The organism is Marinomonas flavescens (genome assembly GCF_004352835.1).
Classification (GTDB): domain Bacteria; phylum Pseudomonadota; class Gammaproteobacteria; order Pseudomonadales; family Marinomonadaceae; genus Marinomonas; species Marinomonas flavescens.
The window spans coordinates 303,256-326,079 of the sequence record NZ_SJSB01000002.1; the positions used below are offsets into that span (position 1 = coordinate 303,256).

At 43.0% G+C, this 22,824-nt stretch carries 29 protein-coding genes; 20 read left to right on the forward strand and 9 right to left on the reverse strand.

From position 1 onward, the window contains the following. Positions 1 to 98: 98 nt before the first annotated feature. The 8 genes from rpmB to cdd all read left to right on the forward strand — a co-directional run bounded on the left by rpmB (position 99) and on the right by cdd (position 6,996). Complete coding sequence (rpmB, locus tag E0D70_RS03545) at positions 99 to 335, forward strand: 50S ribosomal protein L28 (RefSeq protein ID WP_133010891.1); 237 nt, start codon at positions 99 to 101, stop codon at positions 333 to 335. An 11-nt stretch (positions 336 to 346) separates the two neighbouring features. Beyond that, positions 347 to 517 (forward strand): 50S ribosomal protein L33, encoded by a 171-nt coding sequence (gene rpmG, locus E0D70_RS03550; RefSeq protein WP_123096784.1) that lies wholly within the window; start codon positions 347 to 349, stop codon positions 515 to 517. A gap of 120 nt (positions 518 to 637) precedes the next feature. Continuing rightward, entirely contained in the window at positions 638 to 1,456 is an 819-nt protein-coding gene (mutM, locus tag E0D70_RS03555) for a bifunctional DNA-formamidopyrimidine glycosylase/DNA-(apurinic or apyrimidinic site) lyase (protein WP_133010892.1), read from the forward strand. A 245-nt stretch (positions 1,457 to 1,701) separates the two neighbouring features. After that, positions 1,702 to 2,697 carry a BMP family lipoprotein gene (locus tag E0D70_RS03560; RefSeq protein ID WP_133010893.1) on the forward strand — a complete coding sequence of 332 codons (996 nt, stop codon included), beginning with the start codon at positions 1,702 to 1,704 and terminating at the stop codon, positions 2,695 to 2,697. 252 nt (positions 2,698 to 2,949) lie between these two features. Then, complete coding sequence (locus tag E0D70_RS03565) at positions 2,950 to 4,506, forward strand: ABC transporter ATP-binding protein (RefSeq protein ID WP_133010894.1); 1,557 nt, start codon at positions 2,950 to 2,952, stop codon at positions 4,504 to 4,506. After that, positions 4,503 to 5,612, forward strand: a complete 1,110-nt coding sequence (locus E0D70_RS03570) for an ABC transporter permease (protein WP_133010895.1) — start codon at positions 4,503 to 4,505, stop codon at positions 5,610 to 5,612. Before E0D70_RS03565 ends, E0D70_RS03570 begins: the two co-directional genes overlap by 4 nt. A 1-nt stretch (position 5,613) precedes the next feature. Continuing rightward, positions 5,614 to 6,582 carry an ABC transporter permease gene (locus E0D70_RS03575; RefSeq protein ID WP_133010896.1) on the forward strand — a complete coding sequence of 323 codons (969 nt, stop codon included), beginning with the start codon at positions 5,614 to 5,616 and terminating at the stop codon, positions 6,580 to 6,582. A gap of 3 nt (positions 6,583 to 6,585) precedes the next feature. Then, positions 6,586 to 6,996 (forward strand): cytidine deaminase, encoded by a 411-nt coding sequence (gene cdd / locus E0D70_RS03580; RefSeq protein WP_133010897.1) that lies wholly within the window; start codon positions 6,586 to 6,588, stop codon positions 6,994 to 6,996. A gap of 80 nt (positions 6,997 to 7,076) precedes the next feature. On the opposite strand, the gene E0D70_RS03585 is transcribed toward cdd, so the two are convergent. Then, positions 7,077 to 8,165 (reverse strand): AbrB family transcriptional regulator, encoded by a 1,089-nt coding sequence (locus tag E0D70_RS03585; protein WP_133010898.1) that lies wholly within the window; start codon positions 8,163 to 8,165, stop codon positions 7,077 to 7,079. 208 nt (positions 8,166 to 8,373) lie between these two features. Between E0D70_RS03585 and E0D70_RS03590 the strand changes: the two genes are divergently transcribed. The 3 genes from E0D70_RS03590 (at position 8,374) to feoB (ending at position 11,272) form a co-directional block, all read left to right on the forward strand. Next, entirely contained in the window at positions 8,374 to 8,757 is a 384-nt protein-coding gene (locus E0D70_RS03590; protein ID WP_133010899.1) for a septal ring lytic transglycosylase RlpA family protein, read from the forward strand. A 224-nt stretch (positions 8,758 to 8,981) separates the two neighbouring features. After that, entirely contained in the window at positions 8,982 to 9,230 is a 249-nt protein-coding gene (locus E0D70_RS03595) for a FeoA family protein (protein ID WP_133010900.1), read from the forward strand. After that, positions 9,227 to 11,272: a ferrous iron transport protein B gene (gene feoB / locus E0D70_RS03600; RefSeq protein ID WP_133010901.1), complete on the forward strand. Its 2,046-nt coding sequence runs from the start codon at positions 9,227 to 9,229 to the stop codon at positions 11,270 to 11,272. The genes E0D70_RS03595 and feoB overlap by 4 nt, the downstream gene beginning before the upstream one ends. Positions 11,273 to 11,349: 77 nt before the next feature. Here feoB and E0D70_RS03605 read toward each other — a convergent pair whose 3' ends face one another. From E0D70_RS03605 to E0D70_RS03615, 3 genes are all read right to left on the reverse strand, one after another. After that, a complete protein-coding gene (locus tag E0D70_RS03605) occupies positions 11,350 to 11,739 on the reverse strand; it encodes a hypothetical protein (protein WP_133010902.1) in 390 nt (129 codons plus the stop codon). Positions 11,740 to 11,863: 124 nt separating this feature from the next. After that, positions 11,864 to 12,460: a Fic/DOC family protein gene (locus tag E0D70_RS03610; RefSeq protein ID WP_133010903.1), complete on the reverse strand. Its 597-nt coding sequence runs from the start codon at positions 12,458 to 12,460 to the stop codon at positions 11,864 to 11,866. A gap of 4 nt (positions 12,461 to 12,464) precedes the next feature. After that, positions 12,465 to 12,647, reverse strand: coding sequence for a YhfG family protein (locus E0D70_RS03615; RefSeq protein WP_133010904.1), 183 nt, complete (start codon positions 12,645 to 12,647; stop codon positions 12,465 to 12,467). A 184-nt stretch (positions 12,648 to 12,831) separates the two neighbouring features. Between E0D70_RS03615 and E0D70_RS03620 the strand changes: the two genes are divergently transcribed. Genes E0D70_RS03620 through E0D70_RS03630 form a run of 3 tightly spaced genes read left to right on the forward strand, consistent with a single transcriptional unit; the run spans position 12,832 to position 15,165 of the window. Then, positions 12,832 to 13,062, forward strand: coding sequence for a Trp family transcriptional regulator (locus E0D70_RS03620; protein WP_133010905.1), 231 nt, complete (start codon positions 12,832 to 12,834; stop codon positions 13,060 to 13,062). After that, a complete protein-coding gene (locus tag E0D70_RS03625; protein WP_133010906.1) occupies positions 13,059 to 14,495 on the forward strand; it encodes an anthranilate synthase component I family protein in 1,437 nt (478 codons plus the stop codon). Before E0D70_RS03620 ends, E0D70_RS03625 begins: the two co-directional genes overlap by 4 nt. A 7-nt stretch (positions 14,496 to 14,502) precedes the next feature. Further along, on the forward strand, positions 14,503 to 15,165 hold the full coding sequence (locus E0D70_RS03630) for an anthranilate synthase component II (RefSeq protein WP_133010907.1): 663 nt from the start codon (positions 14,503 to 14,505) through the stop codon (positions 15,163 to 15,165). 44 nt (positions 15,166 to 15,209) lie between these two features. Here the strand turns inward: E0D70_RS03630 and E0D70_RS03635 are convergent, their stop codons facing one another. Next, complete coding sequence (locus E0D70_RS03635) at positions 15,210 to 15,947, reverse strand: ElyC/SanA/YdcF family protein (protein WP_133010908.1); 738 nt, start codon at positions 15,945 to 15,947, stop codon at positions 15,210 to 15,212. A gap of 91 nt (positions 15,948 to 16,038) precedes the next feature. Between E0D70_RS03635 and E0D70_RS03640 the strand changes: the two genes are divergently transcribed. Together E0D70_RS03640 and E0D70_RS03645 are read left to right on the forward strand one after the other, a co-directional pair. Next, the gene (locus E0D70_RS03640; RefSeq protein WP_133010909.1) at positions 16,039 to 16,740 is read left to right on the forward strand and encodes a GDSL-type esterase/lipase family protein; all 702 of its coding nucleotides are present in this window, start codon (positions 16,039 to 16,041) and stop codon (positions 16,738 to 16,740) included. A 135-nt stretch (positions 16,741 to 16,875) separates the two neighbouring features. After that, positions 16,876 to 17,172, forward strand: a complete 297-nt coding sequence (locus tag E0D70_RS03645) for a Dabb family protein (RefSeq protein WP_133010910.1) — start codon at positions 16,876 to 16,878, stop codon at positions 17,170 to 17,172. Positions 17,173 to 17,266: 94 nt separating this feature from the next. Here the strand turns inward: E0D70_RS03645 and E0D70_RS03650 are convergent, their stop codons facing one another. Then, the gene (locus tag E0D70_RS03650) at positions 17,267 to 17,956 is read right to left on the reverse strand and encodes a type 1 glutamine amidotransferase domain-containing protein (RefSeq protein WP_133010911.1); all 690 of its coding nucleotides are present in this window, start codon (positions 17,954 to 17,956) and stop codon (positions 17,267 to 17,269) included. 149 nt (positions 17,957 to 18,105) lie between these two features. On the opposite strand from E0D70_RS03650, the gene E0D70_RS03655 reads away from it, so the two are divergent. From E0D70_RS03655 to E0D70_RS03665, 3 genes are all read left to right on the forward strand, one after another. After that, a complete protein-coding gene (locus E0D70_RS03655) occupies positions 18,106 to 19,002 on the forward strand; it encodes a LysR family transcriptional regulator (protein WP_133010912.1) in 897 nt (298 codons plus the stop codon). A 95-nt stretch (positions 19,003 to 19,097) separates the two neighbouring features. Then, the gene (locus E0D70_RS03660) at positions 19,098 to 19,463 is read left to right on the forward strand and encodes a hypothetical protein (protein ID WP_133010913.1); all 366 of its coding nucleotides are present in this window, start codon (positions 19,098 to 19,100) and stop codon (positions 19,461 to 19,463) included. Continuing rightward, a complete protein-coding gene (locus E0D70_RS03665; RefSeq protein ID WP_133010914.1) occupies positions 19,460 to 20,044 on the forward strand; it encodes a cysteine hydrolase family protein in 585 nt (194 codons plus the stop codon). The genes E0D70_RS03660 and E0D70_RS03665 overlap by 4 nt, the downstream gene beginning before the upstream one ends. 21 nt (positions 20,045 to 20,065) lie before the next feature. Here E0D70_RS03665 and gntR read toward each other — a convergent pair whose 3' ends face one another. Both gntR and E0D70_RS03675 read right to left on the reverse strand, forming a co-directional pair. Beyond that, entirely contained in the window at positions 20,066 to 21,061 is a 996-nt protein-coding gene (gene gntR, locus E0D70_RS03670; protein WP_133010915.1) for a gluconate operon transcriptional repressor GntR, read from the reverse strand. Positions 21,062 to 21,207: 146 nt separating this feature from the next. Next, the gene (locus tag E0D70_RS03675; RefSeq protein WP_133010916.1) at positions 21,208 to 21,723 is read right to left on the reverse strand and encodes a gluconokinase; all 516 of its coding nucleotides are present in this window, start codon (positions 21,721 to 21,723) and stop codon (positions 21,208 to 21,210) included. 202 nt (positions 21,724 to 21,925) lie between these two features. Between E0D70_RS03675 and E0D70_RS03680 the strand changes: the two genes are divergently transcribed. Further along, entirely contained in the window at positions 21,926 to 22,159 is a 234-nt protein-coding gene (locus E0D70_RS03680; protein ID WP_207923191.1) for an enolase-like domain-containing protein, read from the forward strand. A 393-nt stretch (positions 22,160 to 22,552) separates the two neighbouring features. Here E0D70_RS03680 and E0D70_RS03685 read toward each other — a convergent pair whose 3' ends face one another. Next, on the reverse strand, positions 22,553 to 22,759 hold the full coding sequence (locus tag E0D70_RS03685) for a hypothetical protein (protein ID WP_133010917.1): 207 nt from the start codon (positions 22,757 to 22,759) through the stop codon (positions 22,553 to 22,555). Positions 22,760 to 22,824: the final 65 nt, after the last annotated feature.

Here is a 22,824-nt window from a genome sequence, read left to right on the forward strand (position 1 = left end):
CGGTACGGGATATTTTTGATTCATAAGGAATCATGCTCCGCCTGAGGAAGTGAAGCACACTTCCAATAATCTTTCTGGATAGCAAAAGGTATTTAATTATGTCTCGCGTATGTCAAGTTACTGGGAAACGCCCTGTTACAGGTAATAACGTTTCTCACTCAAAGCGTCGTACTAAGCGCCGTTTTCTTCCTAACCTTCATTGGCACCGTTTTTGGGTCGAAGGTGAAAACCGCTACATCCGTTTACGTGTATCTTCTAAAGGTATGCGTATTATCGATAAAAAAGGCATCGAAACAGTTCTTACTGAAATGCGTGCCAACGGCGAAAAAGTATAAGGAACTGAATCATGGCTTCTAAAGGCGCTCGCGATTTAATTCGCATGGTATCTTCTGCTGGTACTGGTCACTTTTACACAACTGACAAGAACAAGCGTAATACTCCAGACAAACTAGAAATGAAAAAGTTTGATCCTGTTGTACGTCAGCATGTAATGTACAAAGAAGCGAAAATTAAATAATTTTCGATCTTTATAAAAGAACCGACTCATTGAGTCGGTTTTTTTGTATCTACTATATAGTAGAGTCCGTTGAATATATCATCAGCATTGTTTTCACCGTGCATCTTTGTCGAGGTCCCTATGCCTGAATTACCAGAAGTAGAAACTACCTTGCGTGGAATTGAACCACTGCTTGTTGAGCAATCCATTGCTCGGATTGATATTCGTCAGCCTAAACTACGATGGCCAATCACGCCAACGTTGGCTGAAGAGATGCAAGGGCAAATTATTACTCGCTTGACTCGCCGTGGTAAATACATAGGCATTCACACCGCGTCAGGTACCTTGATTATTCATCTTGGGATGTCAGGCAGTTTGTATTTTGTTGAACCTGAAACGCCGCCTTTGTTTCATGATCATGTGGATTTCTGCCTTCAAAACGGGACACATTGGTTGCGTTATACCGATCCGCGTCGCTTTGGCGCTATTCTTTGGACGACCAATGATTGGCTGCAGCATGAGTTGTTGAGTCATTTAGGGCCAGAGCCATTATCTGATTCGTTTCATGTTGATTACCTTTACGCTAAATCAAAAGGCCGTAAAGTGGCGATTAAAAGCTTTATTATGGACAGTAAAGTTGTGGTCGGCGTAGGGAATATCTATGCAAATGAGGCCTTGTTTATGGCAGGTATTCGTCCGACCCGTATGGCTGGAAATATTAGTAAAGCCAGATATGCTAAATTAGTTGAGTGCATTAAAACAGTGCTATCAGCAGCGATAAAACAGGGCGGAACGACGCTAAAAGATTTCGTCGGAGGCGACGGTAAGCCTGGATACTTTAAACAAGAGCTTGCTGTTTATGGTCGTGCGGATAAGCCTTGTGTCGTTTGTAGCGTGCCTTTAAAGGAAGTGCGACAAGGTCAACGCAGTACTGTGTATTGTTTGCACTGCCAAACTTAACCATTTGGTTAGTATAGGCATGGTTATTGCTCAGTTGGTTAGTGACAATGATAAATGCTGAAAATAAGATTGAGTGTTAAATACGAACTTTAGTGGTTTTTTTTTCAGTAAAGAGTAGTTTGAAAAAACACCGAGTTTTTGGTGCGTTTAGATTGCGATAATCAGCGAATAGAGTTATTTTGACCGGCTAGACAGTTTTTTACATGTCGACGCCATAATTAAAAAAAACAGAAAGAGGAATTGGAATGAAAGGTGTCTTTCTTGCATCCGTAACAGCGCTGGCTATGTCAGCAAGTTTGGTCCACGCCGCAGATGATAAGCCAGCAGTCGTATATGACCAAGCAGGTAAATTTGATAAGTCTTTTAACGAAGGTGTTTATAACGGCGTTAAAAAATACACGGCTGACACTGGTCAAAAGATTCGTGAATTTGAACCAAAAAATGAAGCACAAGTAGAGCAAGGTCTTCGTCGTTTGGCAAAACGCGGTTACTCACCAATCGTTGCGGTTGGTTACAGTATGTCTGCAGCCACTGAAAAAGTAGCGAAAGACTTTCCTAATATCCATTTCAGTATCATTGACAGCGTTATCGACTTACCAAATGTACAGTCGATCGTTTTTAAAGAACAAGAAGGATCCTTCTTGGTAGGCGCATTAGCAGCCATGAAAACGAAAACCAATACGGTTGGTTTTATCGGTGCAATGGATGTTCCTCTGATTCGTAAATTTAGCTGCGGTTACAAGCAGGGTGTGAAATACATTGCACCAAACGATAAAGTGATTGTAAACATGGTTGGCTCTACTGGCGCTGCGTTTACGGATCCAACTAAAGGGTCTGAGCTTGCGAAAAGTCAGTTTTCCCAAGGGGTTGATGTCGTGTTTGCCGCCGCTGGTGGAACAGGCATTGGTATTTACCAAGCCGCCGCTGATGCCGGCAAGTATGCGATTGGTGTGGATTCAAACCAAAACTACCTTCATCCAGGCGTTATGCTGACTTCTATGGTTAAACGCGTAGACCAAGCCGCTTACAACACTTATAAAACGGCTGCAGAAGGTACTTGGAAACCAGGTCTTATCACGCTTGGCCTTGCTGATAACGGTGTGTCTTGGGCGTTGGATAAATACAACGAAAAGCAAGTTACTCCTGAGATGGTTGCGAAAATGAAGACCATTCGAGCTGATATTATTAGCGGTAAAATACAGGTGCATGACTACTCTAAAAACGGTAGTTGCAACGATTAGAAAGTGAAATAAAAAAACAGCGGTTCACGATGAGTGAGCGGCTGTTTTTTTGCATTTGATGCCTTCCTTCGAAGCAATAGATTTGCCAACAATATGTTGTGCGAGTTGTTATTCGGTCTACCTGCTATCCTTCGATAAGGATGAGCGTATCTAGGATAGACGTAATCGCATCATTGCCAGAGTAAGTACAATATTGTTTGTATTAAGTGTATTTACTGCTTCCAACATAAATTGACGAATCATTATTGAAATATGACAAACACAACAACGCCATACGCAATTGAATTGCGCGACATTAGTAAGCGCTTTGGGGCTGTTCAAGCTAACAAAGATATTTGCTTGCAGGTCCCCAAAGGTACCATTCACGGTATTATTGGTGAAAATGGGGCAGGTAAATCGACCCTAATGAGCATCATTTATGGGTTTTACGAAGCGGATTCTGGCCACATAGAAGTGGACGGAGAAATCGTCAATATTCGTAATTCTCAAGAGGCAATCAAAGCCGGCATTGGCATGGTGCATCAGCACTTTATGTTGGTGGAAAACTTCACCGTCTTAGAAAATGTGATATTGGGTGCCGAAGGTGGTGCCGTGTTACGTAAGGGTATACACGATGCTCGTACGGAATTAACTCGTCTGGCCAAAGAGTACAGTTTGGATATAGATGTGGATATGGTCGTTGAAGACCTTCCTGTTGGTTTACAGCAACGAGTGGAAATTTTGAAGGCGTTATATCGTGGCGCTCGTATCTTGATCTTAGATGAGCCTACCGGTGTATTGACGCCACAAGAAGCGGACCATTTGTTCCGTATTTTGTACTCTTTAAAGGAGCAAGGCGTCACCGTGCTCTTGATTACTCATAAGCTGCGGGAAATTTTGGCTTCCACGGACAATGTGTCTGTGATGCGTCAAGGTGAAATGGTTGCTCATAGAGAAACAGCGCAAACAAACAAAGAAGAATTAGCCGAATTAATGGTCGGTAAAAAAGTGCGTTTGACCGTGAACAAAGGTGATGCAACCCCCGGCGATACTTTATTGTCGGCAAAGAACGTTTCTCAATTTGATGCTCAAGGTGTCAAGCGACTCAAAAACGTCAGTTTAGAGCTTCGCTCAGGCGAGATTTTAGGTATTGCTGGCGTCTCCGGTAACGGCCAGAGTGAATTATTGAATGTACTGTCTGGTATCACGGAAATGAGCGAAGGTGAGATTCATTTCGCAGGTGCAACAATTAACGCGAACTCGCCTAAAAATGCGTCGCAAATGCGTGATATGAAAATGGCACATGTCCCTGAAGACCGTCATAAAATGGGCTTGGTGACAGGTTTTGAGGCTTATGAAGCCGCCGTTTTGGGGTACCATAATTCTGATGTTTACAATGGCAAAGTATTTATGCATCGCAAAGTGATGGTGGATGAATGCAAAGATCGTATGGCTGCATGGGATGTGCGTCCGCCAAATCCTCATTTAAAAACGGCGAATTTTTCGGGTGGTAATCAACAAAAGATCGTTATTGCTCGAGAAGTGGAACAAAACCCAGATGTGTTGTTAATTGGCCAGCCTACTCGTGGAGTAGATATTGGAGCAATTGAAAACATACATGAGCAAATTGTAAGTTTACGAGACACAGGCAAAGCCATTCTATTGGTCTCGGTTGAATTGGATGAAATTATGGCGTTGAGTGACCGTATCCTTGTGATGTTTGATGGCGCTGTTGTTGGTGAGTTGGACGCAAAGGATGCCAACGAGCGTGTACTTGGCTTAATGATGGCAAATGCCTACAGTGATGATGAACAAGGAGAGTCAGCATGAGTCAGGCAAAGGTTCCTGTTTGGGTCAATCTAGCATTGATTCCGCTGCTTAATATTAGTTTGGCATTTCTGATTTCTGGTTTGGTTATTTATGCCATCGGTCAAGACCCGTTCGAAGCCGCAGGCTATATGCTTTACGGGGCTTTTGGGTATAACGAAGGCATCGGCTATACCTTGTATTACGCGACCAACTTTATCTTCACGGGTCTTGCTGTGTCTGTTGCGTTTAAAGCGGGTCTTTTCAATATCGGTGGTGAAGGTCAAGCGTATATTGGTGGTTTGGGGGTAGGGTTAGTGTGTTTGGCCCTTGATCATACTATGCCGTTTTATGTGATTGCGCCGTTAGCTATTATTGGCGCGGCTGTGTTTGGCGCTGCTTGGGCTTATATCCCTGCGTATCTACAAGCCAAGCGTGGTAGTCATATTGTAATTACTACCATCATGTTTAACTTTATTGCCTCATCTTTAATGGTTTATTTAATGGTGAATTGGCTTAAGTCACCTGATAGTTTGTCATTGAACAGCCGGACGTTTGAAGAAAATGCATGGATGCCTTATCTGCATTCTTTATTGATGCCTTTGGGAATCGATATTGGTGATTCACCATTAAATGGCGCTTTTATTTGGGCATTATTGTGTTGTGTGGGTGTTTGGTTGCTGATTTGGCATACTCGTTGGGGTTATCAATTACGTACTTTGGGGACGAATCCAACTGCCGCTAAATACGCAGGTATTGATACATCGAAAGTGACTATTTGGGTCATGATGATCTCTGGTGCTCTTGCTGGTTTTGTTGGTTTGAATGAAATCATGGGTGTTAACCATAGCTTGTTGCTGAATTTTGCTGCGGGTTACGGTTTCGCTGGTATTGCAGTGGCTCTGATGGGGCGAAATCATCCGTTTGGTATTTTATTGGCTGCGATTTTATTTGGTGCTCTGTATCAGGGTGGTGCAGAAGTCGCATTTGATATGCCAGAAATTACACCAGATATTGTGGTGGTTATTCAAGGTTTGGTCATCTTGTTCTCTGGGGCTTTAGAGCACATGTTTAAAGATCGCATCGAAGGCTTCTTTATTCGCAGAGCCACAGCGGCACAGGGGAAATAAAATGTACGATACGCTTATTCAAATGTTAGATGCCACAATGCGTGTTTCTACACCACTTATTCTTGCAGCCTTGGCTGGCTTGTATTCTGAGCGAGCAGGTATTGTAGACATCAGTTTAGAAGGGAAAATATTAGGCAGTGCATTTGCTGCTGCCGCTGCTTCTGCTGTGTTTGGTTCTGCTTGGGTTGGTTTGATTTTTGGTATTATGGCTTCGGTTATGCTGGCATTAATTCATGGCTTTGCTTGTATTACACACCGAGGTGATCATATCGTTTCTGGTGTTGCCATCAATACCATTGTTGCCGGGATGACAGTCACTTTAGGGCTGCATTGGTTTAATCTAGGAGGACAAACTCCTGCCTTAACAGGCAATGAGCGCTTCTTAGATATTACATTACCATTCGCACATGCGATGCAGAATGTACCTGTCATAGGGCAGATATATACGCACTTACTAAGTGGGCACAATATTCTTGTCTATCTTGCCTTCTTTATGGTGCCTGTTACTTATTGGGTAATTTATAAAACACGCTTTGGTTTGCGACTTCGTGCTGTTGGTGAAAACCCTCAAGCAGTTGATACTGCAGGCATTTCAGTTACATGGATTCGTTACCGCGCGGTAATAGTGTGTGGCATCTTATGTGGTGTTGCTGGCGCATACTTGTCTACGGCACACAATGCTGGATTCTTGAAGGATATGAGTGCGGGTAAAGGTTATATGGCTTTGGCTGCGCTGATCTTTGGTAAATGGCGTCCTGTTCCTGTTATGTTTGCGTGTTTGTTATTCGGCTTCTTAGACGCTGTTGCAGTGCGCTTACAAGGTTTTGTAATTCCAGGATTAGGTGAAGTGCCGGTACAAGCGATTGAGTCACTTCCTTATGTTTTGACTGTTCTTCTGCTAGCAGGCTTTATTGGTAAAGCGATTGGGCCAAAAGCCGTTGGCCGACCTTATGTCAAAGAGCGAGCCTAGACTATGCCAGATGTTGTGATAGACGGCGTTGCTTTTGAGCTTGCGAAAAATGCAATGAGTAAGGCCTATGTGCCTTACTCGAAGTTCAAAGTGGGTGTTGCGATTGAAACGGTCAATGGTCAATACTATTCTGGCTGTAATGTTGAAAATGCGGCTTACCCAGAAGGTACTTGCGCTGAAGCTGGCGCCATTGCCGCGATGATATTAGATGGCGAGAGCCAAATTAAAAACATCTATGTCATGGGCAGTGGTTCCAAATTGGTAACGCCTTGTGGTGGTTGTCGTCAGAAGATTCGAGAGTTTGCTTCACAAGATACTTTGATTCATGTCTGTAATGATTCTGAAGTACGCCAATCATTTTCATTAGAGGCACTTTTGCCTCATTCTTTTGGCCCTGAAAACCTCGCTGAATAAGTTTGCTTTAGCTGATAATAATGCTAAAAGTAAGGATAGAAGTGAGAGCAAAAGCCACGTATAGCGTGGTTTTTTTATGCCTACTGTTTAGTTGTTTTCGTGGCTTTATTAACGGATAGCCAGCGAGCTAACATAGGGCCGACGATCAGAACCAATAAGAAGCGCATGATCTGCATCGACATGACAAAGGCGACATCTGCATTAGTGGAAGCCGCAATAATGGCTACCGAGTCGGCACCGCCTGGGCTGGTGGCTAGAAAGGCCGTCAGTGGGTCAATATTAGCGAAGTAAACCAATAGCATCGCAAAGCAGCCATTAATAAAGATCAGTGCAATAATTGCTGAGATAACATGTGGAAAAACGTGTAGTGCATGGCGTAGAACTGACGGTGAAAAGCGAAAGCCAATTCCCCATCCTAGTAATCCAAAGCTAATGGCCAAATACCAGCTAGGCAATACAATTGAAAATACGCCAGAGAACTTAATAAAAATGCCTACCGCAATGGATAGCAGAAGAGGGCCACCAGGAAGGCGTAACTTAGCGCCAATAAAAACGGTCATGCAGCTCATCACTACAGTAATCATAAAATCAGAAAAAGAAGAGAGAGCAAACCATTGTACCGATACAGTCGTATCGACATTGAACATACTCGCTACAACGGTAGCTGCGATAGCACAACATGCAACACGTAGGTATTGCATAAACGCGACCAGGCGCATATCAGCCCCATAGGACTCGGACATTATGGTCATGACTGACGCGGCGCCAGGAGAAGAGCCCCAGATTGCCGTGGTTCCTGGCAGTAAGCCTGTTCGACTTAGCAGCCAACCGAGCAAACTTGATGCAACAATAGTAGAGCAAGTACCAAGTAGGAAAATTGGCCATTCTTTGGCGATTTCTTGATAAATATTCGTCGGTAAATGCCCCGCAATCATCCAGCCAAGTGTGCCTTGTGCCATAGCAAATAAAGGGTTAGGTAACATTAAGCCAGCGCCTCGTACTGTGACTATAATGCCAGCGATCATAGGTCCTAATAGTAAAGCAGCAGGTAAATTGAAGGCTTCTAAAAAGGCAGAAATAGCAAAAGAAAGGATGAGAAGAATGAGAAAGGTCCAAACTTTAGGGCTGTTATCAAATGTGAAGTTTGGTTTGGTCGTCGGTGTGGGCATGTTCTCAATCCAAGACAATTGGCAATGGCGCTATGTTTTGCAGAGCATACCTTAAATATCGCGATAATATGATAAGACTCGTTGCTGTCAGTAATCTATCCACATTTCCTTTGGCACCCTTTCACTCAAGGAATCTGGTATCGTACTTTCAGAATGACTTAGTTTTGGATGAGAGAGGCAGCGCTTGTTAAAAAAGGATAATAATTTCATGAGAAACATTACGCCCATTTATTGGGTCTTTTTGTCTTTAATACTCACTGCTTGTTCGACCGGAGCGATTACTCGTGCTGATTCGGTAGGCTTCGAAGAGTCGGGTGAAGCCACATACTACGCCACAAAATACCAAGGACGACAAACAGCCAGTGGTGAATTGTTCAACCAAAAAGCCATGACAGCAGCTCATAAGCGTTTGCCTTTTGGAACCAAGGTAAAAGTGACAAATGTAGCCAATGGTAAAAGTGTTATTGTACGAATCAATGACCGCGGTCCGTTTGTAAGTGGCCGTATTATCGATTTAAGTAAATCCGCCTTTCAGCGAATTGCCAGTACTAAGCATGGTGTGATCGATGTCGACATTGCTGTTTTAAATTGAAGCACTTCCTAAGCGTGAGTTGAGAGCTAAAATGTCATTGTTTTTTCCTTTTCAGTCTCGATGAAACAATAGTTGATATCATCTACAATGACGCTTCTTACTATTCATGTAATGGTTTTCACTAATTAACCGCATTTTCCCTCTGGCGATAACCTAGCCATCTGGGACATAATAGTCACAATTATTGTATTGATAATTGTTATCGTGTTCATTTTGGAGGGACCATGCTTCTGTCAGAGCTACCGAAAGGTAAAGTTGCTAAAATTCATTTCGTGGCACACCCACATGAAGACAAACAAATTCAACTCAGTGCATTAGGTTTTGATCCCGGTGAAACGGTGAAACTTATGATGAAAGCCCCCTTTGGAAACCCTCTTCAAATTAAAGTGGGTGCCACTCTTATCGCTATTCATACTGACGATGCTCAGTATATTCATCTGTGTGATGAGCAATGTGAGGGTCATGACGAATGAGTCACCACATTACGTTAGTGGGTAACCCGAATACAGGCAAAACCACCTTATTTAATAAGCTCGCCGGAACGCGTCAAAAAGTCGGAAACTGGGCTGGCGTGACAGTAGATTGTAAAACGGGCTTTTTCCCTGTTGCTGGTCAGCGAGTCGACATGACTGACTTGCCAGGAATTTACAGTTTTGCCACTGAATCTGGTGGTATTGACGAATCGGTTGCTCGTCATTTTCTGAATAAAGGCGAGTACGATGTCATTGTTAACGTCGTTGATGCGACCAATCTAAAGCGTAATTTAAAGTTAACAAAAGAGTTAATTGAGTTAGGTCGGCCCATGATAGTGGTGATGACGATGACGGATCTCGCAAGAAAAATGCGCATCATGCCGGACTTAGAAATGCTCGCCGAAAACATGGGTATTACCATTCTTGATGGTCATGGACTTTCTGTAATAGATCTACAAAAGCAAGTGTTAGCGCTCGTTGAAACACTAAAAGCCAATCCTATTGTTGCACAGTCAAAGCCCGTTAAAACATGGTTGTCTGGTGTGATGAAACAACAAGCGAAAGCCCACAATACAACGGAATTCGTAGACCGTATTGTATTGCATCCATTGTTAGGTATTCCTATTTTCTTATTGGCAATGTACGCGATGTTTGCCTTAGCCATCGGTTTAGGTACCTTGTTTATTGATCCGATAGATTCTTTTACCGCTTACTGGTTTGTGTCCTTTCCAAGCCATTGGATGCAGCAAGTTGGTGTGCCTCATTGGATTATTATTGTTCTTGCCAACGGTTTAGGTGGTGGTGCTGAGCTGGTTGCTACTTTTGTCCCTGTCATAGCGTGTTTGTATTTATGCCTGAGCTTTTTAGAAGACAGTGGCTATATGGCTCGTGCGGCCTTTATTATCGATCGAGTTATGCTGTCGATTGGATTACCTGGTCAGGCTTTTATTCCTTTATTATTAGGCTTTGGCTGCAACGTCACCTCGATCATGTCGACGCGCAGCTTATCTAACCCTAAGCAGCGCATGCTAACCATGGCAATGGCTCCATTTATGTCATGTAGTGCACGTTTGGCGGTATATGTTATGTTCGTTTCGGTGTTCTTCCGTGACAATGGGGGCTCGCTGGTATTTGGTTTGTATCTTTTAGGCATTCTGATGGCTGTGGGAACCGCGTGGATTTTTAGAAAGCAGCTATTTAAAGATGTACACGCCAGCTCGTTTATCGAAATGCCGCATTATCATCGACCACGTTGGGGCAATATTGTGTTGTCTAGCTGGCATAAAGTACGTGGTTTCGTTATTCGTGCAGGTAAAACCATTATTGTGGTCTCGGCAATATTAACGATACTAAATTCCGTTCCATCTTGGCGCTCGGCCGCAGAGGGTGGTAAACCATCAGCCTTGGCAGAAGTCGGCCAGGTGATTACACCTGCCTTTTCACCAATAGGAATGGGCGACAACAACTGGCCTGCTGCCGTTGGTGTGTTTACTGGCGTGTTGGCAAAAGAAGCCGTCGTTGGGACCATGGATGCACTTTATTCAAATGTGGCTGGGGGCAATGATCAAGCAGAATATATATCGCCCTTTGCTAATTTGAAAGCGGTTAGCGCGATTCTTTGGAGCAACTTAACCGGCGCAATGAATACCTTGATTGACCCATTAGGTTTGTCTGCAGTGAGTGATGCCCAGCACGAAGAAACCTTATCGCTAGGTCATCAAAAAATGGTGTCTTTGTTTAATGGTTGGCAAGGCGCGTTTGCTTATTTAGTGTTCGTGCTGCTTTATACGCCTTGTGCCGCGGCGATTGGTGCCTTGGTAAAAGAAGGTGGGCTCTTGTGGACTGGGGTTGTGACGGCTTGGAGTACATCAGTAGCCTATGTTGGGGCGGTATGTACGTATCAAGTACTTACCTTTTCTCAGCATCCTACCAGCTCTCTTGTATCCATGGGCATTGCAATTGCTTGGATTGTGCTCTTTGTCTTCGGACTTAAATGGTGGATAAAGCCTACCTTAGATAAAAATATCATTGCAAGAGGCTAATATTTTCTCTTTTAGGTGAGAAGATTAAGATAAATAAAAAAAGAGAAACGGCCGACAAGGACGTTTCTCTTTTTTTGTTAGCTTGCTCCTAAATTCAGTAGTACCAGAGCATAGGTATAAAGAGCAGCATAGATAGCCAGTGCAAACAGAGCTAAGTGATTGATGACATTATGCACTGCTTGACGATAACGCTGCAGTGTTTGAATTGGGCTTTTTAGTGCAGCAGGCCAAGTGTCTGCTTGTAGCAAAGGAAAGCTGCTGAACATCATAAAGAAGCCAGAAATAAACGCGGCATTTCCCCAGAACTCACCAAGATGAAAGGAACCATAAAAAGCGAAATTCCAGACACCCGCTAAAAAGCTTAACAGTGCCAACATACCCTGTCTTTTCTCTAGTTTTCCCCGTAGAGGATTCGGAACAGACAGCAGCAGAATGAGCCACATACACACAGCAACGACAATACCCATTACGTTTCCTCATGATTGATAATGTGAATAGTATATAGAACAACGAAAGCTTTGTTGTTGATTTAGACGCTGTCAATGCGTCTTTATTACAGAGCAAAGGGGGAATTATTGGATGAATTCAGATTTACTCTATCGGAGAAAGGCTGCAGATGAAAATATCTTTCATTGGCGAGTAGTCACAATTAAGGCAGCCAATGATATTAGCCTCAATCCATTGTTCTTTTGAGATGGTTTCAAAACTCAGGTTATAACCGCAGTGGATTGCCAGATGTTCAAACAACAGGCGTTGAGCGCGTCCATTTCCCTCTCGAAAAGGATGAATCATGTTTAGTTCAATATAGAATTCCGCCATTTCTGTGCAGAGGCAATCGAAATCTAGCTTTTCAAAGAAGCGTTTTTTTTGAATTTGAGAAAATAGCTTATTTGCTTCTCTCACGATAAATTCGGGCTGACAAAAACGTGTATCAAGTTTTGATATTGCAATCGAACGAGGCACTCCTGCCCAATCGTATAACTCTCCAAAAAGCGCGTTATGGAGTGAGCATAGATGGGAAAAACTGTACGGAGCAGGGGTAAAATCGATGTCTGCTAATGCCAAAGTAGAAAGTTGGTTTTCTAATTCACAAAGCTGTTTAGCATCTTTGATATGAAGCTTATTAATCAGAGTGTTGGAGTTAGGGTAGGTGTACGGATCTTGCCCTACGCCATATTTATCGACCATGATGTTAGCCTAGATATTTTGCCAAAATCTGTTCTTTTTTAGCTTTTCGTTCTGCTGCGCTAAGAGAAAATAAGGATTTATCTACAGAGTAACCTTCTAAACGCATACTTTCGACGAAATTGTCGCCTTTTTTATTTGTGTAGGCTTGTTGTTTAGCCGTTAAGCTGAGTGTTGAACCTTGTTTCATATTGATCTCCTTAAGCTATGCCACCGTTTCAGTATAGCTTAGTAGATAGATGGCTTCTACGATTAGATTGTCCAAAATATGTTTAGACTTCTTGCTTCATTCTCCTGAAAACTATATTGTACTAGTACATGAATACATAGCTATTTTATAAGTGGCTCATAACGCATTAAAAGAGCAATTTCCTATGAAGGATTTGATCCAGTTTTTATCCGAAGTCGATGATGCCGCAGCGTTAGAAAAGCGCTTAACCGTGTTACTGACGCCAAACGAGATCAGTGAAATGGCGCGCCGTTTAAAAATCATCGCCTTGTTAGATGAAGGTGTACCCCAGCGGGACATCGCAAAACAGTTAGGTGTTGGCATTGCTACGGTGACCCGTGGCTCCCGAGCATTGAAGGAATTAAAAGAATCATGAGTATCTCTCCAAAAAGACCTGAGCGTATTACGCTACCTCGCAAACCTAAGTACATTACCATCAGTGCCGATTGTGACTTTTTTGCCTTGTTTAAAACGGTAGAAAAGCACTTTGATCATTGTTTTATGTTGGAATCCCTTGGTGAAGAGAGCTTTATTTCCCGCCATTCAATCATTGGTTTTGACCCTGAGAAATTGATCTGGGCCCAAGACAATCAGCTTTTTATCCAAGAGCGAGATGGCAGCATAGAGTCGTACGAATCTGATAATCCGTACTATTTATTGCGAGACATAGTGCCGCAAAATATTTTATCGCGTGGCTTTGCGGGTGGTTTAACCGGCTACCTTGGTTACGACAGCATGAACTACTTCGAGCCAAGCTTGGATCTGCAATCGAGTGACATGTTTGATGCCTTCCGTTTTGGTTTGTACAAAGACGGCCTCATCTACGACAAGATGACCGGCGAAGTGGTCTACTTCTATTACGAAGATGGGCAAGAGGGTGCCAATCGCGTTGCCCTAGTAAACCAGATGATGACGGAAGAAACGCCAGAAAATGGTCCGTTTGTGGTGACGCCTGCCGGTGAATCCATGTCGAAATCCGATCACGCCGATGCCGTGGCAAAAGTGAAGCAAGACATAGTCGACGGCAAAATCTTCCAGTGTGAAGTCGGCTTCAAAATGTGGTTCAACATGGAAGGCGACACCATTAACTTGTACGAGCAATTGCGTGAAGTGAACCCATCGCCACAAATGTATTACATCAAGTTCGGTGAGCAAAAAGTTATCGGCGCGAGTCCTGAGTTATTGTTCCGTGTTCGCCAAGGCGAGATGGAAACTTTCCCTCTTGCGGGGACGGCAAAACGCGGTGTAGACGAAAAAGAAGACGTCGCCTTGGCGCGTGCTTTGTTAAATGATCCAAAAGAAATTGCCGAACACAACATGATTGTGGATCTACATCGTAACGATATTGGCCGTGTGGCGCGTTTTGGTACGGTGAAAGTGCGTAGTCTAATGGACATCAAACGCTTTAGTCATGTACAGCACATTTCCAGCGAAATTGTCGGTATTATGGCGGAAGATCACGACATGTTCTCAGCGCTGGCGAGCAACTTCCCAGCGGGTACTTTAACAGGAGCACCGAAAATCGAAGCGATGAAAATCATCGATGATTTGGAAAATGACGGTCGTGGCCCTTACGGTGGCGCGGTTGGTCAATTCTCCTTCAATGGCGATTGCATGTTTGCAATTCCGATCCGCACGGTTTTTGCGAAGGGTGAGAAAGCCTACGTGCAGACCTGTGGCGGTAACGTCTACGATTCGAATGCTGAAGATGAATACGAAGAAATTCAACGTAAGTTTGCCGGCACACGTCGTGTTTTAGAGAGCTTCGCGCCAAAAGCCAATGCCGCACAAGATGCAGGACAGGAGTAAAAACGCTATGAAAGTATACATTATTGATAACTACGACTCCTTTACCTACAACCTGTATCAGTTTATTGGCGAAGTGCTAGAGACTGAGCAAAGCAAGGGTGAAGTTTCCAGCTTTGAAGTGATCGTAAAACGTAACGACGAAGTCACTTTAGACGACATTCGTAAAGCGGCGCCGGATCGCATTATTATTTCTCCAGGTCCGGGTTCACCAGACGATAAAGCCTACTTTGGTATCTGTGCGGATGTAATTTTGGAATTCGGTAAAACCATCCCATTAATGGGTGTTTGTCTTGGTATGCAGGGTATTTGTCATGTATTTGGCGGCAATGTAGTGAAAGCGCCATTACCGATGCACGGTAAGACCAGTCCCATTACTCACAATGGCGAAGGCATCTTTCACGATATCCCTGATCAGTTAGAAGTGATGCGTTATCACTCCTTGATCGCCGAAGCAGAAAGCTTCCCAGAGGTGCTTGAAGTGACCGCGACAGTGGGCGATTTCCAAGTCGCTGACTTTGGTAATATCTCAGCGATTCACCAAGGCGGTAACTTTGAGCTGATGGGCGTTCGTCATAAAGAATACCCAATTCAAGGCATTCAATTTCACCCTGAATCCTTCGCCACAGAAGGGGGCAAAGACCTGATTAAGAACTTCTTGTTTCAGGTCTGATATTGGCTGTTAGTCATGGTGAGATAAAACGAAAGGCTGAGTAACTACTCGGCCTTTTTTGTTTTTAGCCATTGCCACGCGAGTCCTAAATATTCGTAAAAAGCGCGTTGAGATTTGTAGTTTTCAGAAGCGCCTATGCGCCATTCGCTGCGAGTGTCACTTAAACGAAACGCGGGGGCGGGAATCACAGAAATACCCGCTTTTGTAAAGAAGCCTTGGGCGCGCCTTAGATGCGAGGCTTCACTGACGAGCGCGACGCGTTTCCCCTTTAGTTTCGGTGCCATATCGTCTGCTTCTTGTTCTGTGTCTTTCGGTTTTGGAAACATAACTATTTTGTTTGATGCGACACCTAATTCGATCGCGGCATCGTGCATGATTTTTGCGTGACCTTCGTAACCTGAGACAAAAAGTTGAGCGTCTGGGTTGGCTTTTAAAATTCGCAAGCCTTCTTCTAGGCGGTAAATGGCGCTTCGTCCTAGCTGCATCACAGCAGGATCATTGGGGTAGTGCTGATGAGCGCTGCCTAATACCACAACAACATCCACAGGTTGCTTGATATCAAAAATAGGGTAGATGTTTTCCAATGGTGCAATCAGGCGATTGGCGACAGGGTCAAAACTGGTCAGACCTAAGCAGGCAATCGCGATGATCAATAGGCCTCTGGCTATTTTCGGTCGCGCCGAAATAAGCAGAAGCGCAAACAGCATAATAATCAGTGAGAGTGGAATCGGCATCAGCGCCATGCCGATGATTTTTTTGACGGTGAAAAGGCTTAAAGACATGATTGCTTTCAAATTCAATAAAAGGAAGCGTTAGAATACCGTGTTTAACGGTTTTTATATAATAAGCGTTGAGTAAAAGGCGAGTGATGATATGAAGAATGAAACATCTGAAAATACGCCCTTGTCTATACAGGCGGCACCGCAAGAGACGGATTGGTGGTTGCCCAGACATCAGCAAAAATTAGCCGAGAAAGCGGCCATGAAATCTGTTGACCTGGTGTTTCTGGGGGATTCTATTACTCAAGGATGGGAAGAGGAAGGTCATGTATTTTGGGATGAATATTATGCTTCTCTGAATGCATTAAATCTTGGCTTTAATGGCGACCGAACGGAGCATGTGTTGTGGCGGTTAGCCCATGGCGCGGTGGATGATATAGACCCAAAGTTGTTGGTGCTATTGATTGGTACTAATAACACTGGGCATCGGCAAGATGCACCAGCTGAGACAGCATTAGGGATTCAACAAATTCTGCAGATATTGTCTGAAAAGTTGCCTAATACAAATATCCTGCTATTAGCGATTTTTCCTAGAAGCGCCAAACCAACGCAGAAACTACGGGTGTTAAATGACGAGGTGAACCGTTTAATTCAGCCCTATGCGGATGGAGAAAAGGTGATTTATCTTGATATAAACGCGTGTTTTCTAGATGACCGTGGATGTGTAACTCCTGACATAATGAGTGATTATTTGCATCTAAATAGCCCTCAATATCGAGTTTGGGCGAATGCTGTATCTTCTTATATCTTGCCGTTATCTTGCCGTTATCTTGCCGTTATCTTGCCGTTATATTGATTTTTATTAGTGATGATTTCTGATATAAATCCACATTAAAATGTCTAAATTGACCGCATTTTTTAAATATTTGCTAAACAGACCTAGTGTTAATATAGGACTATTATTTATAACGATATTTGAAGTGAGACTATAATGATTCGTCATGTATTATTTATCCAATTTAAGGCTGAAGTAACGGCCGATGCGATTACTCAGTGCCTTGGTAATCTTGTTGCGCTTAAGAATAAGATCGATGGAATTGAATCTGTCGAGTGGGGAGAAAATAACAGCCCAGAAGGACGAGCTAAAGGCTACACTCATTGTGTTTTTATGACTTTTTGTGATGGAGAGTCTCGTGATAAATACATTCCACATCCAGCCCATGAAGAACTAAAAGCAGAGCTAGGCCCAATTCTAGAAGACATCATTGTCTTTGACTATGCACTGTAAATAAGCCAATAAAAAGCCCACCTTATTGATAAGGTGGGCTTTGGTGGAGTCTTAGACATTTGTCATTTGTTATTAGACATTCGTCAGAACAAAGTTATTTTGCTAATTCAGCCAATAGTTTTTCCGCAACAAGTTCAGAACTCGCTGGATTTTGGCCTGTGATCATTAATCCGTCTTGAACCGCGAAGGCGTTCCAGTCCGCACTGTTTTGGTAATCTGCACCACGTTTTTTAAGTTCGTCTTCTAATAAGAAAGGCACAACATCCGTTAGTTGTACGGCATCTTCTTCACTATTTGTAAAACCAGTGACGGTTTTATCTTTAATGTAGTATTCACCATCGCTGTCTTTAATATTTAAGAAAGCACTTGGTGCATGACAAACAGAAGAAATAGGTTTGTTGGCACGTAAAAAGCTTTCGATCAAAGCAATAGATTCTTTATTTTCTGTTAGATCCCAAAGTGGGCCGTGGCCTCCTGGATAGAAAATAGCATCGAAATCTTCTTGTTTCATATCACCTAGTTTGTTCGTATTGGCGATTACATCTTGTGCTGTTTGGTCATCATAGAAGCGTTTTGTTGCCTCTGTTTGAGCGTCTGGTGTCTCGCTATTTGGATCGATTGGAGCTTGGCCGCCATTTGGCGTCGCCACAGTGACTACTGCACCAGCATCGATAAACGCATAGTAAGGTGCGGCAAATTCTTCTACCCAAAAACCAGTTTTATGACCTGTGTTTCCTAGTTCTGAATGAGAGGTTAGAACCACTAGGATTTTTTTAGTACTCATGTCTGACTCCTTAATAGGGTGTATGTTGGTATCGATTTTGTTGCGATTAGTATAGTAATAGATTCAAATCATGACTATAGGGACAAAATTGATATCATTGGTTCAATAATTGATACAATACTTGCGTTGTAATTAAAGAGCGCTAACGTATGGATATTTCCTTTGAGCAGTTAAAAAGTATGGTGGTGTTTGCTCAAGTGATTGAGCAGGGCAGTTTAACCGCCGCAGCAAAAGCCATGGGTATTTCTCGCGGCGTGGTCAGCTACCACCTTAAAAAGCTGGAAGACCAATTGGGCGTGGTATTGCTTAACCGAACAACGCGCTCGATTTCGTTAACCGAAACCGGTGAGGCATATTATCAGCGGTGTCGCACTATCGCCCATCAAGCGCATGAAGCCAATTTGCAAATAGAAAAAGCCAAGCAAGAGCCCATCGGTAAGTTAAAAATCACGTGCCCAGTTAACTTGGGTCTGCAAATGGTTGTTCCGGCACTGAATGAGTTTCGTCGTTTGTATCCACTTATTGAGCTTGATGTGTCGTTAAGCGATGACGTGGTGAATATCATAAAGGATGGTGTTGATTTAGCCATTCGTGGTGCACCGCTAGCGGATTCTGGTTTGCAGGCGAGTAGACTGGCTTCTTTTGAAACGTATTTGTGTGGGGCGCCTGAATACTTCCGTCTTCATGGTAAACCGACACAGCCACAAGATTTGTATGATCACGATTGGGTTGTGTATAAGCAAGCGGCTAATTCAGTACACCTGAGCCAAGGAGATCGTTCTTTCAGCATATCGGTAGTAGGGGCAGTTAGTACCAACAATGCAGCGGCTCGTACGCTCTTTTTAGAAGGCGGTAATGGTATAGGGCGGATTCCAAGTTACGATGCAAAACCTCGCCTTCAACAAGGTTCATTAGAGCGGATTTTGTCTGATTATCGATGCTCGGATATTGATGTGTTTGCCGTGTTTCCGCCTGGCGCGACTCATTCAAAAAAACTGAGGCTTGTTCTCGATTTTCTAAAACAAGCCTTTTCTCGTTTTCAGTAAAGTAAATATCAAAAAGAGCAAGTTGAGAAGCTAGCCATGTTCGCTTTGATACCGTTATGATGCTGGTATCAATCTAATGGATATAGGCATCATTCATGTTAAAGCGCATCGTTTTATTGTGTTTACTAGGCGGTTTTATGCTCCCTGCAATGGCTGAACAATCGCACCTTGATAAGGCAACGACAATACTAGAAAAAAAAGTCGTTGAGCTCGAACGTAGTATCGCCATTTTACAGGTATCAAGCGCATCAACCGACGATTATCAGGCCCTTGAAGGGCAGATTGATAAGTTAAAGATGACGATGAAAGTAAATAATAAGGCGACGGATAGGATTAACTTTTTAAGCAATGTGGTGTTTCTACTTTGTGTGATTTTATTAATCTGTCTCTTTTTTCTACGCCGCCAATCACATCAATTGACAGCCTTGTTAAAGACTCAAAAAAGCGAGAATTCATTATGAAAAATACGCCATGTTTGATGATTGTAGACATGCAGCAAGGCATGTCTTGGGCGCAAGCAGGAGAGCGCAATAATCCGAATGCGGAACATGAAATCGCCGAACTACTCGCTCACTGGCGAATAAACCATGCCCCGATTGTTCATGTTCGACACCTGTCTCAAGATTTAGAATCATTTTTCTGGCCGGAGCAGGAAGGTGTTTTATTCCAAGAAGCGTTACAGCCATTAAACGGTGAAAAGGTTATCGACAAAGCGGTGCCCGATGCGTTCACCCATTCAGAATTAGAGTCTTGGTTGCGAGAGCAGGAAATAAATACCTTGGTAGTTGTGGGTGTTAGTACGAATAATTCAGTCGAGTCTACAGTGCGTTCAGCAGGTAATTTAGGCTTTACTACGTATGTTGTTCAGAGTGCTTGCTTTGCGTTTGCCAAAGAAGATTTCGATGGTCGTGAACGCAGTGCTGAAGAAGTGCATGCAATGTCGTTGGCGAATCTGCATGGTGAATATGCGACGGTCATCTCTCAAAACGATGCGTTTGCTCTTTTGCCTGAGTCGCTTTCTCTAACCAGCCAACAGAGCTAGGCTCCGTTGGCTTTAGTAACGTTAAATACTTTCCCCTGCCTCTATTTTAAAGGGTAAATCGATTACTTTTTGGCTAATAGGATTACCCTGTAGTCTTGATAACAGGTGCTCTGCGGCTAAACGGCCGATTTCCTCTCGGGGGGTAATCACAGTCGCTAATAATGGCACCATGACTCGGGAAATATCGTGGCCATGAAAGCCTGCTATGCCTATGTCTTCTGGCACCTTGATACCCGCTTTTTGACAAGCAAATAGTGCACCGATGGCTACATCGTCGGAGGTACAAAAAATACCGTTTGTATCAGGATGATTTTTAAGGACCTCTTTTAAAAAGTCGGCACCTAAAGCAAACGAAGAGGGGTTGGTGCTTTTAATGCATAGTGGTGTAAAACCATGATCAAGCATAGCGTTTTCATAGCCTTTGACCTTTAGCAGGGTTCGTTTATCCATGCGAGCTGCAAAGTAGGCTATTTTATGACGCCCTTTATTAATCATGAATTTTGTCATGGCATAAGCGGCGGCTTCGTTATTAATACCAATAGCTTGCTCAATCGGTGGCGACACAGAATCCATAATCTCAATGACTGGCACACCAGCAACTTCAATCATTTTTCGGACACGATCGGTGTGGAAACTCTCGGAGATAATCAAACCATCAACGTTATAAGACAGCAGTGTGGCAATCCGAGCTTCTTCAGACTCTCGACTGTAGCCATAGTGCGCAAGCATAGTTTGGTATCCAGCGGGTTCCAATACTGCTTCTATACCATGAACGACATCTGAAAATACTTGATTACTTAAAGAAGGAATAAGAACGCCAATTGCATGGCTTTTCGAGTTGGATAAAATGTCCGGCGCTCGGTTGGGAATATAGCCCAAACTATCTAGAGCTTCACGGATAAGACCTTGTAATGGAAAAGAAACTAAATCAGGATTTTTAAGATAACGACTGACGGTCATTTTAGTAACTCCGACTAGGTCGGCCACGTTTTGTAGGGTTGGGCGCTTTTTTTTCATTATCTTATTAAGTCTCTATAGTTAGTCTATATAATATTATGTCGTAGTATATTTTGAGAGATGAAAAAAATTATATGTACCAATGAACCCTAATCTTAAAAGTATGAATGAGGTTTGGTCATTACTAATAATGGAATAGTTGAACATTATAGATCATTAGTATCTTCTGAAGCTTTATTTTGTAGGTGTTGCAGTATCTCGTGAAAGACTGCGTCAGCATTTTGACTAATATCTACGATGATAGCCTCTTGCTCGGTTGGTTCTATTAAGGTAGAAAACTGGCTTTCGAGCATGTCACGACCTGTAAAATAATGCCCGTCGCGCTTTTGATGACGTTGCCAAATAGTCTCGATATCGCCTTTTAAGTACACCATGGCGAATTGATCGACACCGTTGCGCAAGATGTTTCGATATTCAGGTTTGAGTCCTGAACAGGCAATCACCGCGCTTTGATTGTCTTTCAGCAACTGATTTAACGTAGCTAGCCAGCCCATGCGGTCCGCATCGTTTAGCGGAGTGCCAGTGGCCATTTTTTTGACGTTGGCATCGCTGTGATAGTCGTCGCCATCAAAAAATGGGTAACCTAGTTGCTCAGCAAGTCGCTGTCCGATAGATGACTTCCCTGAGCCAGATACGCCCAATACAATAATTTTTTTAATCATTTCTTCATGTCTCCTAGAGCGTGTTGATCTTTGCGGTATGAAAAATAAGTAGCAAGAGGGACGGTTATAATGGTTCCGCCAAAAATCAAAGTAACCGCTCCAAACCTCAAGACTAATGCTAACAGGTTTAAGTGAAATATTTTCTGTCTAAACAGCATGACATGGCCCTGGTGATATATCCCCTATTGGAGTTGCAGAAAATATGCATCTTTCTGTCAGTGCTACTAATTTTGGAATCCGAGAATACACACCCATGAATGACGCTTTAAGAGAAGTTTTTTTTGGTTGCCCTGAAATTGAAAAAAGTTATGCTTACTTAAATAATAAACTAGGTATAGGGATTGATGAAACAAAAGCCAAACGTTATCCAGTCGAAGGTGGTATTCCTTCTTGGACAATGGCTAGAACACCAGATGGAACATCTTCTAAACCATAAATATTAGCTATTATAACTAATCGCCTTAATTGTACTAGCTCAGACTTAACCTGACAGTTGCCCATTTTCTGTGGTGCCAGCTTCAAATTAGATTTGAGCTAAATTCTTTTCAGCCCAAACCTATTTACTATCAAGTAATGTTTCATGTGTCAGCGTCAGGCCATCGTCACTTAGACAGGCTTAAATTCTTATCTATTACTTTTTCAATATAGGATTGGCGTAACACGAAAAGTGGGTCTAGGGTTATATGCAGATAGAGAACAAAGGATTGTTCTCTATCTTCTTTCAGGATGATTCCGTGCAACAAGGAGGCTGCAAAAAGTCTCTTCACTTACATCTTCTTAATGTTCCACGGCAGTAACCTGTCGCTCTCATCGTGGTCACTTTCATCGTTTAATAAATAAAGGGGTTGAAGGCTCGTTTGGCTCGGGTGATATCAATGTTGATTTGCCCACCTATTGATTCGTGGCGAAAAAACACCGCCATGTGATTCGCATTTTTGCTGCTATCACACTGTGAAGAGAAGCCAAACTTGATCTGGTTTAATGATTCATCTGCCAGCATAGGATCCCCAAGATTACTCATAAACCAGTCATTCATCAGACCCCCAACCTTTTGATAATGCACATAGGTTTTATCATGGCTTCAAAAAACTGAATGCTGAA

Coding starts and splice junctions, on each gene's coding strand:
- E0D70_RS03625 (WP_133010906.1), top strand. CDS start 13,059: ATGAGTATCTCTCCAAAAAGACCTGAGCGTATTACGCTACCTCGCAAA.
- E0D70_RS03565 (WP_133010894.1), top strand. CDS start 2,950: ATGACAAACACAACAACGCCATACGCAATTGAATTGCGCGACATTAGT.
- E0D70_RS03585 (WP_133010898.1), bottom strand. CDS start 8,165: ATGCCCACACCGACGACCAAACCAAACTTCACATTTGATAACAGCCCT.
- E0D70_RS03645 (WP_133010910.1), top strand. CDS start 16,876: ATGATTCGTCATGTATTATTTATCCAATTTAAGGCTGAAGTAACGGCC.
- E0D70_RS03635 (WP_133010908.1), bottom strand. CDS start 15,947: ATGTCTTTAAGCCTTTTCACCGTCAAAAAAATCATCGGCATGGCGCTG.
- E0D70_RS03595 (WP_133010900.1), top strand. CDS start 8,982: ATGCTTCTGTCAGAGCTACCGAAAGGTAAAGTTGCTAAAATTCATTTC.
- E0D70_RS03640 (WP_133010909.1), top strand. CDS start 16,039: ATGAAGAATGAAACATCTGAAAATACGCCCTTGTCTATACAGGCGGCA.
- E0D70_RS03630 (WP_133010907.1), top strand. CDS start 14,503: ATGAAAGTATACATTATTGATAACTACGACTCCTTTACCTACAACCTG.
- E0D70_RS03575 (WP_133010896.1), top strand. CDS start 5,614: ATGTACGATACGCTTATTCAAATGTTAGATGCCACAATGCGTGTTTCT.
- E0D70_RS03660 (WP_133010913.1), top strand. CDS start 19,098: ATGTTAAAGCGCATCGTTTTATTGTGTTTACTAGGCGGTTTTATGCTC.
- E0D70_RS03680 (WP_207923191.1), top strand. CDS start 21,926: ATGCATCTTTCTGTCAGTGCTACTAATTTTGGAATCCGAGAATACACA.
- E0D70_RS03570 (WP_133010895.1), top strand. CDS start 4,503: ATGAGTCAGGCAAAGGTTCCTGTTTGGGTCAATCTAGCATTGATTCCG.
- feoB (WP_133010901.1), top strand. CDS start 9,227: ATGAGTCACCACATTACGTTAGTGGGTAACCCGAATACAGGCAAAACC.
- E0D70_RS03590 (WP_133010899.1), top strand. CDS start 8,374: ATGAGAAACATTACGCCCATTTATTGGGTCTTTTTGTCTTTAATACTC.
- cdd (WP_133010897.1), top strand. CDS start 6,586: ATGCCAGATGTTGTGATAGACGGCGTTGCTTTTGAGCTTGCGAAAAAT.
- E0D70_RS03615 (WP_133010904.1), bottom strand. CDS start 12,647: ATGAAACAAGGTTCAACACTCAGCTTAACGGCTAAACAACAAGCCTAC.
- E0D70_RS03605 (WP_133010902.1), bottom strand. CDS start 11,739: ATGGGTATTGTCGTTGCTGTGTGTATGTGGCTCATTCTGCTGCTGTCT.
- E0D70_RS03685 (WP_133010917.1), bottom strand. CDS start 22,759: ATGAATGACTGGTTTATGAGTAATCTTGGGGATCCTATGCTGGCAGAT.
- rpmG (WP_123096784.1), top strand. CDS start 347: ATGGCTTCTAAAGGCGCTCGCGATTTAATTCGCATGGTATCTTCTGCT.
- E0D70_RS03665 (WP_133010914.1), top strand. CDS start 19,460: ATGAAAAATACGCCATGTTTGATGATTGTAGACATGCAGCAAGGCATG.
- gntR (WP_133010915.1), bottom strand. CDS start 21,061: ATGAAAAAAAAGCGCCCAACCCTACAAAACGTGGCCGACCTAGTCGGA.
- E0D70_RS03620 (WP_133010905.1), top strand. CDS start 12,832: ATGAAGGATTTGATCCAGTTTTTATCCGAAGTCGATGATGCCGCAGCG.
- E0D70_RS03655 (WP_133010912.1), top strand. CDS start 18,106: ATGGATATTTCCTTTGAGCAGTTAAAAAGTATGGTGGTGTTTGCTCAA.
- rpmB (WP_133010891.1), top strand. CDS start 99: ATGTCTCGCGTATGTCAAGTTACTGGGAAACGCCCTGTTACAGGTAAT.
- E0D70_RS03675 (WP_133010916.1), bottom strand. CDS start 21,723: ATGATTAAAAAAATTATTGTATTGGGCGTATCTGGCTCAGGGAAGTCA.
- E0D70_RS03560 (WP_133010893.1), top strand. CDS start 1,702: ATGAAAGGTGTCTTTCTTGCATCCGTAACAGCGCTGGCTATGTCAGCA.
- E0D70_RS03610 (WP_133010903.1), bottom strand. CDS start 12,460: ATGGTCGATAAATATGGCGTAGGGCAAGATCCGTACACCTACCCTAAC.
- E0D70_RS03650 (WP_133010911.1), bottom strand. CDS start 17,956: ATGAGTACTAAAAAAATCCTAGTGGTTCTAACCTCTCATTCAGAACTA.
- mutM (WP_133010892.1), top strand. CDS start 638: ATGCCTGAATTACCAGAAGTAGAAACTACCTTGCGTGGAATTGAACCA.